Below are 15694 nucleotides of genomic sequence, written 5' to 3' on the forward strand. Positions count from 1 at the left end.
CTCAGGCGAGAGCCTGAAGGCCGACCGGCCACAGCAGAGTGGTGGCCGCCCAGGTGAAGCCTGCTCCGAAAGAGGTCACGAGGACTCGCTGCCCGGCTTTCAGCTGCCCGTCGAGCGCGGAGTGGCTCAGCAGCAGGGGGATGGAGGCCGCAGAGGTGTTGCCGACGTGGGTGATATTGGACGGAACGCGCTCCGGCGGGATTTCCAGCTTGCCGGCCACGGCTGCGCTGATGCGTGCGTTCGCCTGGTGGACGATCAGTCTGTCGATGTCCTGGACGGCCCATCCCGCTGCCGTGGCTGATTCTTGAGTCACCTGGGCGATACGGCGCACCGCGTGACGGAACACTTCGTTGCCTTTCATGTGTACGTACTGATTTTTCAGGTCGCCGGTGGTGTGTGAGGGGCGGCGGGAGCCCCTGTCGGGGATGTGGATGGCGTCCGCGTGTTCGCCGTCGCTGCCCCATGCGGCCGGCCCCAGGGCTCCTGGTTCGTCGGCGCGTCCGGTGGTGAGTACGACTGCGCCTGCCCCGTCCCCGAAGATCGGCGCGGTGGACCGGTCGGCGGGGTCGATGACGGCCGACATCTTCTCCGCTCCGATGACCAGAACGGTGCCGGCGGTTCCCGCGTGGATGAGGCCCGCTGCGACGGTTGTTGCGTAGACGAATCCCGAGCAGCCGGCGCCGATGTCGAAGGCGGGGACCTGACGCAGGCCGAGTCGATGGGCCACCAGAGGCGCGGTGCCGGGCACGTGATGGTCCGGAGTGGCGGTGGCCAGGACGACGGCGTCGACGTGTTCGGCCTTCGCCGATTTCATCGCCCGTAGCCCTGCCTCTACCGCCAGATCACTGGTGGCCGTCGCTGGACCGGCGATGCGTCGCTCGGCGATGCCGATACGGGTGCGGATCCATTCGTCCGTGGTGTCCAGGCGTGACATCAAGTCGGCGTTGCTCACCTTGCGCGGCGGCAGGTAGGACCCCAGGCCGATCAGCCGTGCAATACGTTCCGGCGACGGTGCCGTGGTTCTGCGTGCGAAGATCAACGGATTCGTCTCTTCTGTGCTTGCTGGTTGGCGTCGCCGGAGGCGGAGGTACTGCCTTCGGGCCCGGATGACACCGGTCGCTCCGGTGATCCCGCTCTCGCCGCTGTGCGGCCGCTGATGTCCGCGGGCCACTGGCCGGAGCTTCTGGCAGACGGCTGGGCGCGGCTACGCCTCAGGTACGGCGTGTGTGCGGTCCGATCGTGGGTGAGGGCCCTGTTCTCCCGGGCTCTCGTGGTCGGAGCGTGACGCTGCCTGTCGCGCCACCAGGCTGACCAGGTCGGCCACGGTGGGTGCCTGAGCCAGCTCGGTTTCGGTGATCACGACGCCCATCCGGTCCTCAAGTGTCATCGACAGCACGGCAATGGCCAGGGAGTCGATGCCGGCTTGTGCCTGCGTGGCCCGGAGAGCGATCGGTGCAGCCGGCAGACTTCCCTGTTGGACCAGAATGTCTTTGATGAGCCTGAAATCGATGACAGGTGCGGCATCACGGTCAGCGGCGGGTGCCGGGAACGTCACGCCGGTGCGGGGAGGTCGGCCCGGCTCCTTGTCCGCCTGCGGATCGTCCTGAGGCTGCGGAAGTTCGTCCACAGCGTCGTGGAAGAGACCGGGCAGCTCGTCCAGTCCGGGGAGAGCGGCGTCGGTGACAAAGCAGACGCTGGTGACGTCGTTGTAGCTGCAGGCCACGATCGAGGCCGGCTGGTGCCGTGGGAGCCAGTTGAAGGGCTGGATACGGGTGACGGGGTCCAGCCGGTAGCGAAGGGGCCGGGAGACGGCGAGGTAGGAAGTGGTGATGGCGGACCGGTCGGGTGTGGTCATCCGGGTCGCCAGAGCCTGGAAGGCGCGTACGGGGACGGCATCCATCAGGGAGCGCATGGCCCTGTGGCGGCCCGGGTCCTTCACGGTGCGGGTGGCGGCGATGACTTGGTCGAGTCGGCCGTCAGCTGTCGGCTCCTGGCAGGGGAGGAGCGCGGGGGCGAAGGCGATGTGGTTTCCGGGCCGGTCCTGTTCCCCGGCGCGGCGCGTATTGACCATCGTGATGGCGGGCAGCGGCCTGTCGGCTCCCCGGGGCCAGGATTGTGATGTCCATGTGCGCAGGGCTCCGCTGAGGGCTGCCAGGAATCCGTCGTTCGTGTCGCCGCCGCGGGCCGTGGCGGCGTTCCGCAACCGGTGGCTGGGTACATGCGCCCAGCTGATGTCACGGTTGCCGGTGAGGGGCAGTGCGGTGTCGTTCCAGACGTTGTGGGTGGCGCTTGCGGAGAGCATGTCGCGCACGGTGCCCAGGTAGGCTCTGGCGCCTGCCCGGGGCGCGCGCTGCTCGGTCGGCGCGGGCGCGGTGCCGAACAGAGTGGTCAGGGTACCGACCATGCCCATGCCGTCCTGGGTGCTGTGGTGCGCTCGCAGGCAGATGGAATACCGGCCGGGGGCGTATCCGGCGAGCAGCCAGATGTCCCACAGCGGGCCCGTGCCGGGCAAGGGGCGCGCGACGAGGTCGGTCAGGGCCGTTTCGAGGTGCTGCTCGCCCGATGGGCAGTGCTGTTCGCGGACGCGGTTGTTCAGGTCGGGGGAAGGGTCGTGGTGCCAGCGGGCTTTGAGTCCGGGGCCGCGGAGGTAGTGGGTCAGGCGTGGCACGTGCTCCAGATGGGAGGCGACATGCCGGCGGAGTTCGCCGAGGGGAGGAGCGTCTCCGTTCAGGTGGAGGATCACTCCGATCGTCTGGGAGATCGAGGGATGGGCCTGAGCCATGGTGTGCATGGTCAAGTCCATGGAGGTGGGACGAAGGGGCACGGTCACGGGGTTCTCCACTGTGGTGGGTTCGACGGGCAGACAGGGTCGGGCCGGTGAGCAGGAACATCCGCGAGCTGCGTCCTGGACGTGGAGCGGAGGAGACGCCGGCGGCCCGGCACGAGGACGCCTGACGGCCGGATGCGTCGGGTGAGGTGGCCCAGGGCGAGAAGGGCGAACGCGTCGGTCAGCAGAGGGACGTGGTACGGGAAGGGGCGCGGGCCGAGCATGTCGGGAACGGACACGATGCCGCCGTCGGAACGCTGGTGGGTGAGCAGGTGGCGGGCGGCGCGCGCAGCGGGAGCAGGGTCGGGCTGCCCGGCCAGGATGATCAGGGCGTAGGCGGTGCTGATGGCATCGCTCGGGGCGTCGTTCTGCTGTCCGAAGCCGCCGTCCGCGTTCTGCGTGGTCTGCACCAGGCCGGCGATCCGGCTGCTCATGCCATGGACGGCCGGCGGGGACTGCCGGTGATGGGAGCGAGTGGCGAGGTACGCCCTGAAGAGGGTGTGCAGGCGGCTGCCGCTCCAGCCCGGGGGAAAGGACCCGTCAGGCATCTGGCGGTCGGCGAGAAAGCGCAGAGCGGCCTGGATGACGTGATGGTGGCGGCCTTGAGCGCTGAGCGCGTTGATCGCGGCGGCGGTCATGCACGCCTCGGAGGGAGTGCCTGATCCGTAGGTGGGGAATCCGCCGTCGGCGCCGCGGACCGCGATCAGTGCGTCCACAGCGCGCCGAATCGGGTCGCGGTAGACGTCCGCATCCAGCTGGTGCAGGAATTCGACAGCGACGGTGGTGCAGTCCGTGTCGGAGAGCTGAGCGCGGTCGGTGTAGGACCAGCCGCCGTTCGCGTGCTGGACGCGCACGAGGTGCCCGGCGATACGGTGCAGTACCTCACGTGGCGCGCCGGCGCTGCACAGGGCAAGGCCCGCGATGACGGTGCACCATGTATCGGTGTCCGTGACGAAGGGCAGGCCGCCGTCCTCCCGCTGGTGCGTGAAAGCGGTACGCAGTCCGTCGTCGACGACGCTCTCCATGCCGGGCACGTCGACCAGAGCATGCAGCACCGACAGGTGGATGAAGAGGTTTCCCTCCCACACAGTTCCCGGGCACTGGGTGGACACCAGCAGGGTGACATCGTCCCGGTCGACGGGGGCTTCGCCTGTCGCCAGGATCGCTTTCACGGCAACGGCCTGCACAGCAGCCCACGGATGCAGCGCGCCCGTATCGACGGCACGTGAGTCACCGTCATCGCCGGCGTTGGCCACGCCGAGCATCGTGAAGATGGCGTGTACCAGGGCACGTTTGCGAGTTCGTGCGAAGTCCGGCACACGGCTGACGATGCCCTCAAGGGCCTGCTGAGGCGACGGATGCCCAGTGCCCCGGCCCAGAGCGGCAGCGGCCACGGCCGCGTCCATCAGACCTCCACTGCCCCGGTGGCGCTCCAGGTAGCGCACCATGCGGTCACGTGCGCCGACGTGGCCGGATCCGCGCCGATCCAGCAGCGCCAGGGCCAGTGCGGATTCAAGGACCCGGCTTCGACAGGTGTCACGCACGGCACCGTCCGCTCCCACCCGGTTCAGCACATACGCCAACAGACGACTACGTCCGGCAGGCAGCGCTGCCGGGAAATACGACGACGGCCAGGCCGGGGAAAGCTGCTCGGCGGCAGGGGGTCTCATCGGGAGCACAGTCCTTGAGGGCACGGCGAACACGGTGACGTGCGAACCGGAGGGGCGAGGGCGAACGAGAGCAATCACATGGACCGGCGGCCGAGCGACCAACGGGCGTCGAAGCGATCAGTGACACCAAGCCAATACAGCGTTGCGGCCACGAACGACCCGAGGGCTGCCACAAAGCTCCGTACCCTGTCCGACCGAGACCAGGTCACTGGTCCAGCCGGCCACATCAGCCGCAGCCAGCCGCAACGCACTCATGAGGTCCTCCCCGCCGGGAAGCCCGGGCATCACCCGGCAGGCCAGGACCGGCAACGCCGACGCCCGATTCCCCCAGCATCGAGACTCAGCCCAGCGCCGGGACCACATCGACACGGGCCGCGACCGTGGCCAGACTGCTCCCCGTGGGAACCGGCGACGCACCGTACGCCCGGGAGAACACCGCCGCACCGTCCTGCGTCAGCATCGTGTCGAACGGCTTGGCCACGACCGAGCCGGGCGAGCTCAAGGACGGCATGGTGACCGTCATCTTCGTCATGTCGAGTTCGTACGTGGAGAGATCAACGGGCTGCGGGGCTTCATCTCCGACAGCGGCATCTGCCGACAGGGTCCGCCGGGCCAAGTCACCGTGCGCCCCGGTGAAGCTCAGGCTGCGCCCGTCCGTGGCCCTGGTGAAGGTCATGCGACCGTCGGCAGCCCAGGACCCCTCTGCCAAGTCCAGACTGATCTTCCCCTTGATCGGCCACTGCACGCACGGGGCCGGCCCCGAAGAATCGAGCACAGCCGGAGCGGCGGCCGACACCACGACCTTGTCAGCCGCCAGGTGTTGAGCAGCCGCAGAGGACAAGCACCAGGTGACCGTCCCGGCAACAGGCATCACAGGCCCCGCAGCCACAGCGGCAGACACGGCAATGGTGGACAGGGAAACCAGAGCAGTGGCGATCACAGCACGACGCCGCATGGGCAAGCCTTCCGTTGCAGAGGCGCCAGAATCGCCCACAATCCTTCCAGGGCTGGACGAATAAAGGTTTTGGCTCTCGAAGTTCACCTGAAGGCGTGAAGCGGCGGATTCACCGCAGCGCGTACCTGCCCGGTTCTCGGAGGCCGGCCCGGAAGCACCCGGTGCGCAGGTCGTTGAGGTGGGGCTCAGGGCCTGCTTGCGACATAGGCGCGCGCGTCGTTCTCCAGCCGGGACTGGAGCGTGAAGAACAGCTCGGCGGCCCGGATCCCGACCCAGTCGTCCGGAAGCAGCTCCGCCGGGAGTCCCGGATCGAGGTACGGGAGCTGCCGCCAGTCGGTCAGCACGCGGACGTAGTCCACGAACGCGTCACGCTCGGCAGCTCCGGAGCCGGTTCCATCGTGGCCCTCGCCCCCGGCCGGCAGGCGGTCCGGCACCCCGGCGTGCTTACGGACGAACTCGCCGTACAGCAGCTCCAGTTGGTCGAGATCCCACCATTCCCGGACCTTCTCGTCCAGCGGGCCGAACGCCAGATGGTCGGCGCGGAAGAGGTCGGCGTAGCCGTCCAGTTCCAGGCGGCGCAGCATCTCGGCCGTGGCGTCGTACAGATGCGCCGGAGCGATGTAGACCCCGGCGGAGGCCGTGCCGAAACCGAGCCGGGTCAGCCGGGAGCGCATCAGATGCCGCTTGCTGCGCTCGGACTCCGGTACCGAGAAGACCGCGAGCAGCCACCCGTCGGCCGGTGTCGCGCGGTCCCGGCGGAAGATCCGGCGGTCGCCCTCCCGCAGGACCGAAAGGCCCTCGTCGGAGAGTGCGTACCCCGCCGAGCCGTTGCGCCGTTCGGCCCGAAGGAGGCCCCGGCGCTTCAGCCGGGAGATCGACGACCGTACGGCGGGAGCCTCGATGCCCAGTTCCGCGAGCAGCCCGATCAGGGTCGCCACCGAGAGCCAGCCGCCCTCGGTCCTGGAGTACAGGCCGTACACCGTCACGATGAACTGCCGTGGCTGCGCGGAACCGGCTGCTGGCTCCCCCTTCGCGGGTTCATCCGCTTCTGCTGCGATCGTCACCCGGGGAGGCTATCAACGGGGCCGGTCACGGGCCGCGCCGGCGAAGGGCCGGGAGGGGCAGTTCGTACGGCTACGATTGACAAATCCTCTTGCCGGGATGGCAAATAGGGAGAGCGGCGGACCGGGCGACAGTGAAGGGGCAGGGCATGGCCGGAGTGACGACAGGGGCGACGGGCGACGACTTCGCAGGCGTGCTGACCGCTGTGGGCCCCAGGCTGCGCGCGCTGCGCCGGGACCGCGACATCACCCTCGCCCAGCTGGCCGAGGAGACCGGGATCTCCGTCAGTACCCTGTCGCGGCTGGAGTCCGGGCGGCGCAAGCCCACGCTGGAGCTGTTGCTGCCGCTGGCCAAGGCGTACGGCGTGCAGCTGGACGAGCTGGTGGACGCCCCGCCGACCGGTGACCCGCGTATCCACCCCCGTCCGGTCAAGCGACACGGGATGACCTTCATCCCGCTGACCCGCCACCTCGGCGGGCTGCACGCCTACAAGCAGATCATCCCGGCCGGAGAGCGGCGGCCGGAGCAGCTGGAAACGCGGGTGCACGAAGGCTACGAGTGGCTCTACGTCCTGTCCGGGAGGCTGCGGCTCGTCCTGGGTGAGCACGAACTCGTCCTCGGCGCGGGTGAGGTGGCCGAGTTCGACACCCGTACCCCGCACGCGTGGACCGGCGCGGGCCCGGAAGCCGTGGAGTTCCTCAGCCTGTTCGGGAAACAGGGGGAGCGGATGCACGTACGCGCCCGTCCGGCCGGAGAGCGGCGGACGGCGGACGAGGAGACCGGCGACCGGTGAATCCCGCCTGCGCCCGGGGCCGTTGATCCACCACGGGTCTACGATGTCGTTCTTCCGCGTGCTGCTGCGTCAGGAGGCCGGTGTGCCGGACAGGAGGACCGCACGTCGTTCGCGCCGTGCGCTGATCGCGGGCGGTGCGGCGCTGGCCGCCGTACTGGCGCTCGCGGGAGCCGGGGCCGCCGGGCTGCTGAGCGGCCACGGCCACTCCACCGCCGGGCCGTCCGACGGTCTGCCGCACACCCGGGTCGACGCGTCGGCGGGCAGCTGCGGAACGGGCTGGCACGACCCGCGCCCCGGCACCCAGGTCTTCGATGTGCACAACACGTCGGCCACGCCGGTCGAGGTGTATCTGAAGGACACGTCGAGCGGCGCCGTGTACGGCGAGCTGGAAGGGCTCGGGCCCGGCACCACCCGGGCGCTCCGGGCGACCATCGCGGGCGGTTCCTACGCCTTCGCCTGCTTCCCCGACGACGCCGCTTCGGTCACGGGGCCCACCGTTCGGGTACCGGGCGGCAGTGGCGGTGGCGGCGGTCCGGCGGCGGTGCCCGTCAGCCAGCACGATCTGATCCCGCCGACGCTGAGCTATCAGAAGTGGGTCACCGGCCGGATGGGCTCACTCGTCGGCGCCGCGCGGAAGCTCGACGCCTCGGTCCGCGCGGGCGACCGGGCGCGGGCCCGGAATGCCTGGCTCACCGCGCACCTCGACTACGAACGGCTGGGTGCCGCCTACGGCACGTTCGGCGACGCCGACGCGGCGATCAACGGAACGACCGCGGGCCTGGCCGGCGGCGTCCACGACAAGGACTTCACCGGCTTCCACCGCATCGAGTACGGGCTGTGGCACGACGAGTCCGCCACCGCTCTGCGCCCGTTCGCGGACCGGCTGGTCAAGGACGTACTGGCCCTGCGTACGGACTGGCGGCAGGCCCGGATGGACCCCCTGGACCTCGGGCTGCGGGCGCACGAAATCCTGGAGAACACCGTGCAGTTCGAGCTGACGGGCCGCACCGACTACGGCAGCGGCAGCAATCTCGCGACGGCGCGCGCCAATCTCGACGGCACCCGGGTGGTCCTCTCGCGGCTGCGCCCGGTACTGACGGGCAGGTACCCGCGGCTGAAGCAGCTGGACGGTGAGCTCGACCGGACCGGGGCGGTGCTCGACCGTCAGGAGCACGGCGGGCACTGGACTCCGCCCGCCCGGCTCGGCCGCGCACAGCGCGAGCAGGTGAACGCGGCCGTGAGCGGGCTGGTGGAGCGGCTGGCGGACATCGCGGCCCTCTGCGACGTGCGCCGGTCATCCTGATCCGGCTTCCTGCCCCACCGTCCTGACGGGCCGTCCGACCGGTGTGGTCCAAGCGGTCGACTCAACAGTTTGTTTGCTCAATTTTGTTTTTCCACCGGATGCCAGATGTTCACTCCCGTGTCATGGTGATGCATCGTGTCAGCATATTGAGCAGTGCATGACAGGGTGCACGGCCGGAAGCGGAAGGCGGAAACGCATGGGCAGCAAGGGCAGAGGAGTGGGCGCGCGCCGCTGGGGAGCGCTGGCCGGTGCCGCCGCGCTGACCGTACTCGGCGGCGCCGCACCCGTCTGGGCCACGGCGCCCGCCGCAGTGCACCACGGGAATCACGGGAGTCCTACGGCGACGCCCGTCAAACACCTGGTCGTGCTCTTCGACGAGAACATCTCCTTCGACCACTACTTCGCGACCTATCCGCACGCCGCGAACACCGACGGTACGAAGTTCACCCCGTCCCCGCGAACGCCCCGCGACATCGACAATCTCCGTACGGCCGGTCTGCTCGACAAGAACCCCAACCAGTACCTGCCCAAGCGGCTCACCCCCGACCAGGCCATGACCTGCGACCAGAACCACTCGTACGGTCCCGAGCAGTACGCGTACAACGGCGGCAAGGCCGACAAGTTCGTGGAGAACACCGACTCGGGCAAGTGCTCGGGCAACCTCTTCGGCGAACCCGGCCTGGCGATGGACTACTTCGACGGCAACACCGTCACCGCGATGTGGAACTACGCCCAGCACTACGCCCTCAACGACAACTCCTTCGGCTCCGCGTACGGCCCTTCGACACCCGGCGCCATCGAACTGGTCTCGGGCCAGACGCACGGGGTGGTGTCCACCGACCCCACGTCATCCACCGAGAATCCGAAGCGGACCGACAAGCCCGATCCCGCAGCGGTCGCATCGCCGGACGCGCACGGCGTCGGCACCATGATCACCGACCCGGATCCGGCCTACGACGACTGCTCCGGCAACGACCACACCAGCAAGTCGTCCCTCGCCGAGTTGGGCGGCAAGAACATCGGCGACCGCCTCAACGAGAAGAACGTCAGCTGGGGCTGGTTCCAGGGCGGCTTCCGGCCGAGCACCCCGTGGGACGGCACAGAGGACCATCTCGCCAAGTGTGGCGGCACCACGCACGCCAACGTCGGCGGCGAGCAGGTCGTGGACTACAGCCCGCACCACGACCCCTTCCAGTACTACAGGTCGACCGCCAACCCGCACCACGTGGCCCCGAAGTCGGTCGCCGAGATCGGTCACGCCGGACAGGCCAACCACAACTACGACCTGACGGACTTCGACGCCGCCCTCAAGTCGGGCAACCTGCCGTCGGTGAGCTTCCTCAAGGCCCCCTCCTACCAGGACGGGCACGCCGGATACTCCGACCCCACCGACGAACAGGACTTCCTGATCGGCCAGATCAACAAGATCCAGCAGGCCCCGCAGTGGAAGGACACGGCGGTCGTCCTCGCCTACGACGACTCGGACGGCTGGTACGACCACGTGTACGCGAAGCCGGCCAACGGCTCGCAGGACACCAGCAAGCAGACGAACGGCAGGACGGTGGACTCACCGGCCTGCCAGAACGGGCCCAAGGCGGCCGGAGGTTACGCCGACCGGTGCGGTCCCGGCGCCCGGCAGCCGCTGATGGTCATCTCCCCGTACGGCAAGGTCAACAAGATCGACCACACCAGGACCGAGCAGACCTCCATCATCAAGTTCGTCGAGGAGAACTGGCACACCGGCGGCATCGGGGACCACTCCTTCGACACCCGGGCCGGATCGCTGGCCGGGATGCTCGACTTCCGCCACCCCAACGGCCGGCAGGTGCTGCTGAACAAGGACGGCTCCGTCAAGTCGGCCGGCCCGATCAGGCCCGTGGCACCGGTCGCCGCGCAGATCACCGACCCACAGCGGCAGCGGGTCGCCATGCAGGAACTCTCCGGGAGCGGAAGTTCCCAGCCGGGGCTGCTGACCGCCGGTGTACTGGGGGCCGTGGTGGTCGGTGGCGCCGGTATCGTCCTGGCGGTCCGCCGCCGACCCGGCCGGGGCGGCGCCTGAGCCGTACGGCATGACGTGGGGGACCGGGCCGCCGGCCCGGTCCCCCACGCGCTGCGCCGCCCTGCTCCGGCCGCTCTCAGGTCGAGTTGGCCGGGCCGACCGGGGTCCGCAGCTTCGAGATGTCCACCGACTGGTCGGGCGACGGAGTGCTCGAAGGCACGGGTTGGTCGAACGCGGAGAACCCCACGGTCGCCAGGGTGGTCTTGTCCATGGCCTTCACCGTGACCTGGACGGGGTAGGGCCTGCCGTGCGTCGCCACGTACAGGGTCTCCCGATGACCGCCGCGCACCCCGCTGACCGGGACGACGTCGATTCCGTGGAGCTTCGTCACCTTGCCCTTGGTGAGGTGACCGCCGCCCGAAGTGTCCGGTGTCGTACTCGTCTTGAGGAACGAGTCCAGATCACAGACCTGCGCGATGCCCTGCAGCGGCAAGTTGCTCGATGAACCCTGGAGGTAGCGCCCGTTGAGGGCCGCCTCGGCGGCGCTGCCTCCCGGCACCTGGTTCTTCCAGAACGCGGCGTCCGGCTTGATCCAGATCTTGCCGCCCCGCTTGACGATCTGGACGGAGCCCTGTCCGCCCAGGCTCACCGAGCCCCGGCAGTTGGCCTGCCGGTCGAGGGTGAGCTCCATGGAGGTGGGGGTGCCTCTCGAACCGAATCTCCCGTGGACGCTGATATGCAGCGACGAGGTCCCGAAGAGGGCGTCGTGTGCCTTGTTGGCGATCTCCTGGGCCGGCAGCGATGCTGTCCCGCCGTCCGCCACGGCTGAGCTGCCCGCGGCGATCGTCAGAACGACTGCTGCCGCACCCGCTGCCAGTGGCTTGGCCATGCGGTGTCCTGTCAACGTCGCCTCCTGAGATGTGCCTGGTCAAGGCCTGTGAGACGTACACGACGAGGCTACGCCCGCCATGCGTGTGCCGCACGGCGGGCGGTTCGCCGAGGCCCGGTGGCCCCCGGGCGCCTACCGGGCGAACACTCCGCGCAGTGCCGCGATCTTGCGCGGCACGTCGTACTCGGCGCCGCCCTCGTGCCCGTTGTACGGGAACACCTCGATCTCGGCGGGACCCGCATAGCGGTGATAGGCGGCGAAGACCGTGGACGACGGACAGATCCTGTCCATCAGCCCCACCGAGAACCACGCGGGCGCGGTGGCACGCGCGGCGAAGTTGACCCCGTCGAAGTAGGAGAGCGTCTCCATCGCCTCCTCGATCCGGAACCGGTGACCGGAGAGCCAGCGGGCTATCTCCGCGTACGGACCCGAGTCGGTGATCTGCGAGGCACGGCGGTAGTGGCAGAGGAACGGCACATCGGCCACCGCCGCCGCCACGTCGTCGCGCAGCCCCGCGACCGCGAGTGCCAGGCCGCCGCCCTGGCTCCCGCCGACGACGGCGACCCGGGCGGCGTCCACCGCCGGATGGGAGCGCACCGCGTCGACCGCCCGCACCGCGTCGGTGATCAGCCGCCGGTAGTAGTGAAGGTGCGGGTCCTCGATGCCGCGGGTGAGGAAGCCGGGCGACGACGAACCGTGCCCGCCGGGACCGATGTCCGGGGTGTCGGCCGTCTGCTTGCCGCCACCGCCCTGGCCGCGGTTGTCCATCACCAGATGGGCGTGGCCCAGCGCGCTCCAGGTCAGCCAGGAGTACGGGACGCCCCGGCCGCCGTTGTAGCCGATGTACTGCACCACGGCGGGCAGCGGCTCCGCCCGGTCGCGGGGCAGCAGCAGCCAGGCCTTCACCGGCTGCCCGCGCCAGCCGCTGAACGTCACGTCGAACACGTCGACCGTCGCGAACCCGGCGTCGTACGGGACGAATTCGGCGGCAATCTCATGCCGGGCGCTCTCGCCCAGCGTCTTCTCCCAGAACGCGTCGAAGTCCGCTGGTTCCTGCGGCTCCGGCCGGTACTCGCGCAGCCGATCGAGCTCCATGTCGAACAGCAAGGGGCTAGCTCCTCTTCAGGGTGAGGCCGAGGGTCGCGCCGTGGCGGCCCGAGGTGTCGGCGGTGATCCGGATGCCGTCCGGTACGGGGGCCGTGCTCACCCCGGGGTCGGCCGACGCGACGGTGAGGCCGCGCTGCGCCAGCGTGACGGTGACCGAGGCCCGCAGCTGGGTCGGGTCGGAGAGCGCCACGGCGACCGTCTTCCCGTCCGGCCGCACCAGCACCGACGCCGGCCCGTCCGACGCGAGCTCCTGCGCGGTGCCCGCGGTCCAGAAGTTCGCCGCGAGCAGACCGTCCGCGACGCGCCGCACCGCGTGGACCGCGGAGGTGGCCGCGGTCAGTTCGACGGGCGGGGCCTGCGACCAGAGCCGGGTGCGTTCGGCCGACGCGGCGGGGGCCTGGAGCCAGAAGTACCCGGCGCCGTCCGGCGCCTCGCCGTGGTCCTGCCACAGCGTCAGATAGGGGCGCGTCACCGGAGTGTCCGTGCCGTACTTGGTGTTGATCTCACGCCAGGTCGCCGTACGCTCCTCACGCAGGCCGCGCAGCGCGGCGGGCGCCGGGAAGACATAGCCGCCGGTGCCTTCCAGATGCAGCCAGCGGACCTCGTCGAGCCCGGCCGACCATCCGGTGTCCGTGGAAGCCGGAACCCCGTCGACCAGCAGCGCCGCCTTCGCGTCGCGCAGCTTGCGGTTCTCGACGACGGTCTCGGCCCGGCCCGCGGACGCGGTGATCCCGGAGCCGGTGCAGACGATCACGTCATCCAGGCAGAACCAGCTCTTGAGCCCGGTCAGGGTGGAACCGTACGCCCGCAGCTCCATGCCGTACGCCCCCAGCGTCGTCCCCGCCAGCGCGGTCCCGCCCGCCCAGTCCGCCGTACTGGTGGTGCGCTGCCCGGCGGCGTCCTCCGGACGGCCGGCCACGACGGTGGTCCCGGGCAGCCGTGCCGGGTCGACGGTCGGCCAGTAGTCCTCGCTGTAGTGCCCGAGATCATCGGTGTACAGCAGCACCATCCCGTCCGAGAGGTGCCAGCCGTGCAGGTTCTCGTTCTGGATCGACTCGTAGTTGTAGATCCGCGTCGAGTACGCGGAGACACCGAGCGCGAACGACGGCCGGTGGTGCGCCGCCTTGTCCATCCGCGGGTACTGCTGATGCGCGACCAGCCGGCCGCGAGCCGGGACGGCGGACGCGACGACCTGCTGCGCGGCGACCAGTGACGCCAGATCGGTCACGCCGAGGAAGTCCCGGTAGGTGTCCTCGGCGATCCACTGTTTGACCAGCGCGGTGAAACGCTCGGCGGTCTCGCCGGGGAAGCCGGGGATCAGCCGCACCACCGCCTCGATGACCGTCTGCGCCGACACATGGCCCTGCTTGCTGGGCCGGGCGATCTCGCGGCCGCATACCGAGGCCATCACGTCGCCGCGCGCGATCAGCGGGTCGAACCCCTCGTCGACCCAGCGGCGGACGTTGTCGAGGTCGGGATCGGTGACGGCCCAGCCGGTCCCGGCGAGCAGATGCAGGAGCCGGGAGAGATTGTTGAGCAGCTCCTTGCCGTACCCGCCGTTGTACGGGTGCTTGTAGTGCTGGAGGAACGACCCGTCGGAGTAGAAGCCCTCACCGGTGCTCTCCGCCGCCGCGCTCACGTCATTGAAGGCGAGCACGCTGTTGGCGCCCGAACCCTCGACGTCCGACAGGGCGTCGCGCACCCGCGCCAGGTCGTCGCCGTCGTCCCGCAGCACGGCGTTGACGGCGACCACGGTGGAGATCCAGACCCGGTTGGCGCCGGTCGCGATCTGCCGGTCGGCCCGCCAGAGGTTCGGATCCGGGGTGTAGTGCCGCACCGCTTCGGTGATCCGGGCCAGCCGGTCGGCGCCGAGCGCGTCGTGCAGGAGCACCGACGCGTCGTTGAGGGCGAGCGCCGAGCCGATCTCCCAGTCCCAGTCGTTGTCGTACCGGGGGTGGGCGGCTCCGTACCGGTTCGTCAGCATCCAGTCGACCCCGGCCAGCAGCAGATCGCGGAGCGCGGCGTCGCCGTACTGCGGGGTGCCGGGGACCGCCCAGGCGGTCGCGGCCGTGGCGAGCCGCTTGAACGCCGTCGTGACCTGGTTGGAGAGCGTCGTGCCGGTCAGATCGGGGAAGAGGCCGTCGGTCCGGGTGGGGTCGAGCCCCTTCGCCGCGGTGGCCCCCGCCTGCCCGGCCCGTTCGACGGCCGCCGCGATCCGCTGGTCACCCTGGTCCAGGCCGGGGCCGCCGGTGAGCAGGGTGTGCCAGCGCTCCCGCAGCGCGGCGGCGCCGTCCGTCGCGGCCCGCGCCGGGCCCGCGCCCAGGGCGACGGGCAGCACCGCGGCCGCGCCGACCGCCGCCGCTCCGGCCAGGACGGTACGACGGCTGGTCGCTCCGGGCGGAGCGTCGGCACGTCGCCCGGGATCTCTGTGGTCTGAGTGGTCTCTGCGGTTCAGCACGCTGGCCCCTTACTCCGGGTGAAGGCGGTGTGGATCGGGGACGGACTGTCGCCGAAGGAGAGGGCGAGCAGTACCGGAATGCTGGGACCGAGCAGCAGCGGTCCCAGCGGTACGACGAGAGAGAGGAGCGCCGCCGAGACCACCGCGCCGAGCAGCGCGGTGCCACGGCCCGCCGAGCCGAAGCCGAGCGCGAGCGCGTTCCGGGTCCAGGCGCCGGCCGAACCGTCCGGGTCCCGGCCCGCCTCGGCGGCGAGTGCCACATGGTGGATGACCGCGGCGGCCGCGATACCCACCTGCGCGGCCAGCACCACGAACGTCCAGGGCTCCGAACGGCCCACCAGATGAACGATGTTGGCGGCGAGCACACCGGCGGCAGCGGTGGACACCAGCCCGTGCCGCCACAGGGACCGCCAGTACCGGGGAAACGCGGTGAATGTGTGGACGAAGCACCGGCTGTCGCCGTCCACCCGCCACCGCTGGAGTGCGTGTGCCATCGCGGCCAGCGCGGGCAGCCAGGTCACCACACCGAGCGAGAGCACCGCGAACGCCGCCCCGGCCGCCGCCGGGTACGCGACGAACTCCAGCCGGCGCAGCAGCGTCGGCCAGCTGGGTGAGAGGGTCCGATCCATGG

12 protein-coding genes are annotated in these 15694 nt (G+C 70.2%); 3 read left to right on the forward strand and 9 right to left on the reverse strand.

The window, feature by feature from the left end; translation table 11 throughout:
- Window position 1: 1 nt before the first annotated feature.
- From OG385_RS31110 to OG385_RS31130, 5 genes are all read right to left on the reverse strand, one after another.
- Window positions 2–1039: a beta-ketoacyl-ACP synthase III gene (locus tag OG385_RS31110; RefSeq protein ID WP_323183915.1), complete on the reverse strand. Its 1038-nt coding sequence runs from the start codon at window positions 1037–1039 to the stop codon at window positions 2–4.
- Window positions 1040–1204: 165 nt separating this feature from the next.
- The gene (locus tag OG385_RS31115) at window positions 1205–2830 is read right to left on the reverse strand and encodes a wax ester/triacylglycerol synthase domain-containing protein (protein WP_266859809.1); all 1626 of its coding nucleotides are present in this window, start codon (window positions 2828–2830) and stop codon (window positions 1205–1207) included.
- The gene (locus OG385_RS31120) at window positions 2827–4371 is read right to left on the reverse strand and encodes a prenyltransferase/squalene oxidase repeat-containing protein (protein WP_266859811.1); all 1545 of its coding nucleotides are present in this window, start codon (window positions 4369–4371) and stop codon (window positions 2827–2829) included. The genes OG385_RS31115 and OG385_RS31120 overlap by 4 nt, the downstream gene beginning before the upstream one ends.
- Window positions 4372–4837: 466 nt before the next feature.
- Window positions 4838–5173, reverse strand: a complete 336-nt coding sequence (locus tag OG385_RS31125) for a hypothetical protein (protein WP_266859813.1) — start codon at window positions 5171–5173, stop codon at window positions 4838–4840.
- Window positions 5174–5637: 464 nt separating this feature from the next.
- Window positions 5638–6516: a PaaX family transcriptional regulator C-terminal domain-containing protein gene (locus tag OG385_RS31130; protein ID WP_323183916.1), complete on the reverse strand. Its 879-nt coding sequence runs from the start codon at window positions 6514–6516 to the stop codon at window positions 5638–5640.
- A 146-nt stretch (window positions 6517–6662) separates the two neighbouring features.
- On the opposite strand from OG385_RS31130, the gene OG385_RS31135 reads away from it, so the two are divergent.
- From OG385_RS31135 to OG385_RS31145, 3 genes are all read left to right on the forward strand, one after another.
- Window positions 6663–7307, forward strand: coding sequence for a helix-turn-helix domain-containing protein (locus OG385_RS31135; protein WP_266859815.1), 645 nt, complete (start codon window positions 6663–6665; stop codon window positions 7305–7307).
- A 43-nt stretch (window positions 7308–7350) separates the two neighbouring features.
- Window positions 7351–8610: an EfeM/EfeO family lipoprotein gene (locus OG385_RS31140; protein WP_266859817.1), complete on the forward strand. Its 1260-nt coding sequence runs from the start codon at window positions 7351–7353 to the stop codon at window positions 8608–8610.
- 196 nt (window positions 8611–8806) lie between these two features.
- Complete coding sequence (locus tag OG385_RS31145) at window positions 8807–10669, forward strand: phospholipase C (RefSeq protein WP_266859819.1); 1863 nt, start codon at window positions 8807–8809, stop codon at window positions 10667–10669.
- A gap of 76 nt (window positions 10670–10745) precedes the next feature.
- Here OG385_RS31145 and OG385_RS31150 read toward each other — a convergent pair whose 3' ends face one another.
- The 4 genes from OG385_RS31150 to OG385_RS31165 all read right to left on the reverse strand — a co-directional run bounded on the left by OG385_RS31150 (window position 10746) and on the right by OG385_RS31165 (window position 15692).
- On the reverse strand, window positions 10746–11498 hold the full coding sequence (locus tag OG385_RS31150) for a hypothetical protein (protein WP_266859821.1): 753 nt from the start codon (window positions 11496–11498) through the stop codon (window positions 10746–10748).
- A 132-nt stretch (window positions 11499–11630) separates the two neighbouring features.
- Window positions 11631–12605, reverse strand: a complete 975-nt coding sequence (locus OG385_RS31155) for an acetylxylan esterase (protein ID WP_323183918.1) — start codon at window positions 12603–12605, stop codon at window positions 11631–11633.
- A gap of 4 nt (window positions 12606–12609) precedes the next feature.
- Entirely contained in the window at window positions 12610–15063 is a 2454-nt protein-coding gene (locus OG385_RS31160) for a polysaccharide lyase 8 family protein (protein ID WP_266859823.1), read from the reverse strand.
- Window positions 15057–15692 (reverse strand): DUF624 domain-containing protein, encoded by a 636-nt coding sequence (locus OG385_RS31165; protein WP_266859825.1) that lies wholly within the window; start codon window positions 15690–15692, stop codon window positions 15057–15059. Before OG385_RS31165 ends, OG385_RS31160 begins: the two co-directional genes overlap by 7 nt.
- Between the last annotated feature and the right edge of the window lie 2 nt (window positions 15693–15694).

The organism is Streptomyces sp. NBC_01306, assembly GCF_026340465.1.
Classification (GTDB): domain Bacteria; phylum Actinomycetota; class Actinomycetes; order Streptomycetales; family Streptomycetaceae; genus Streptomyces.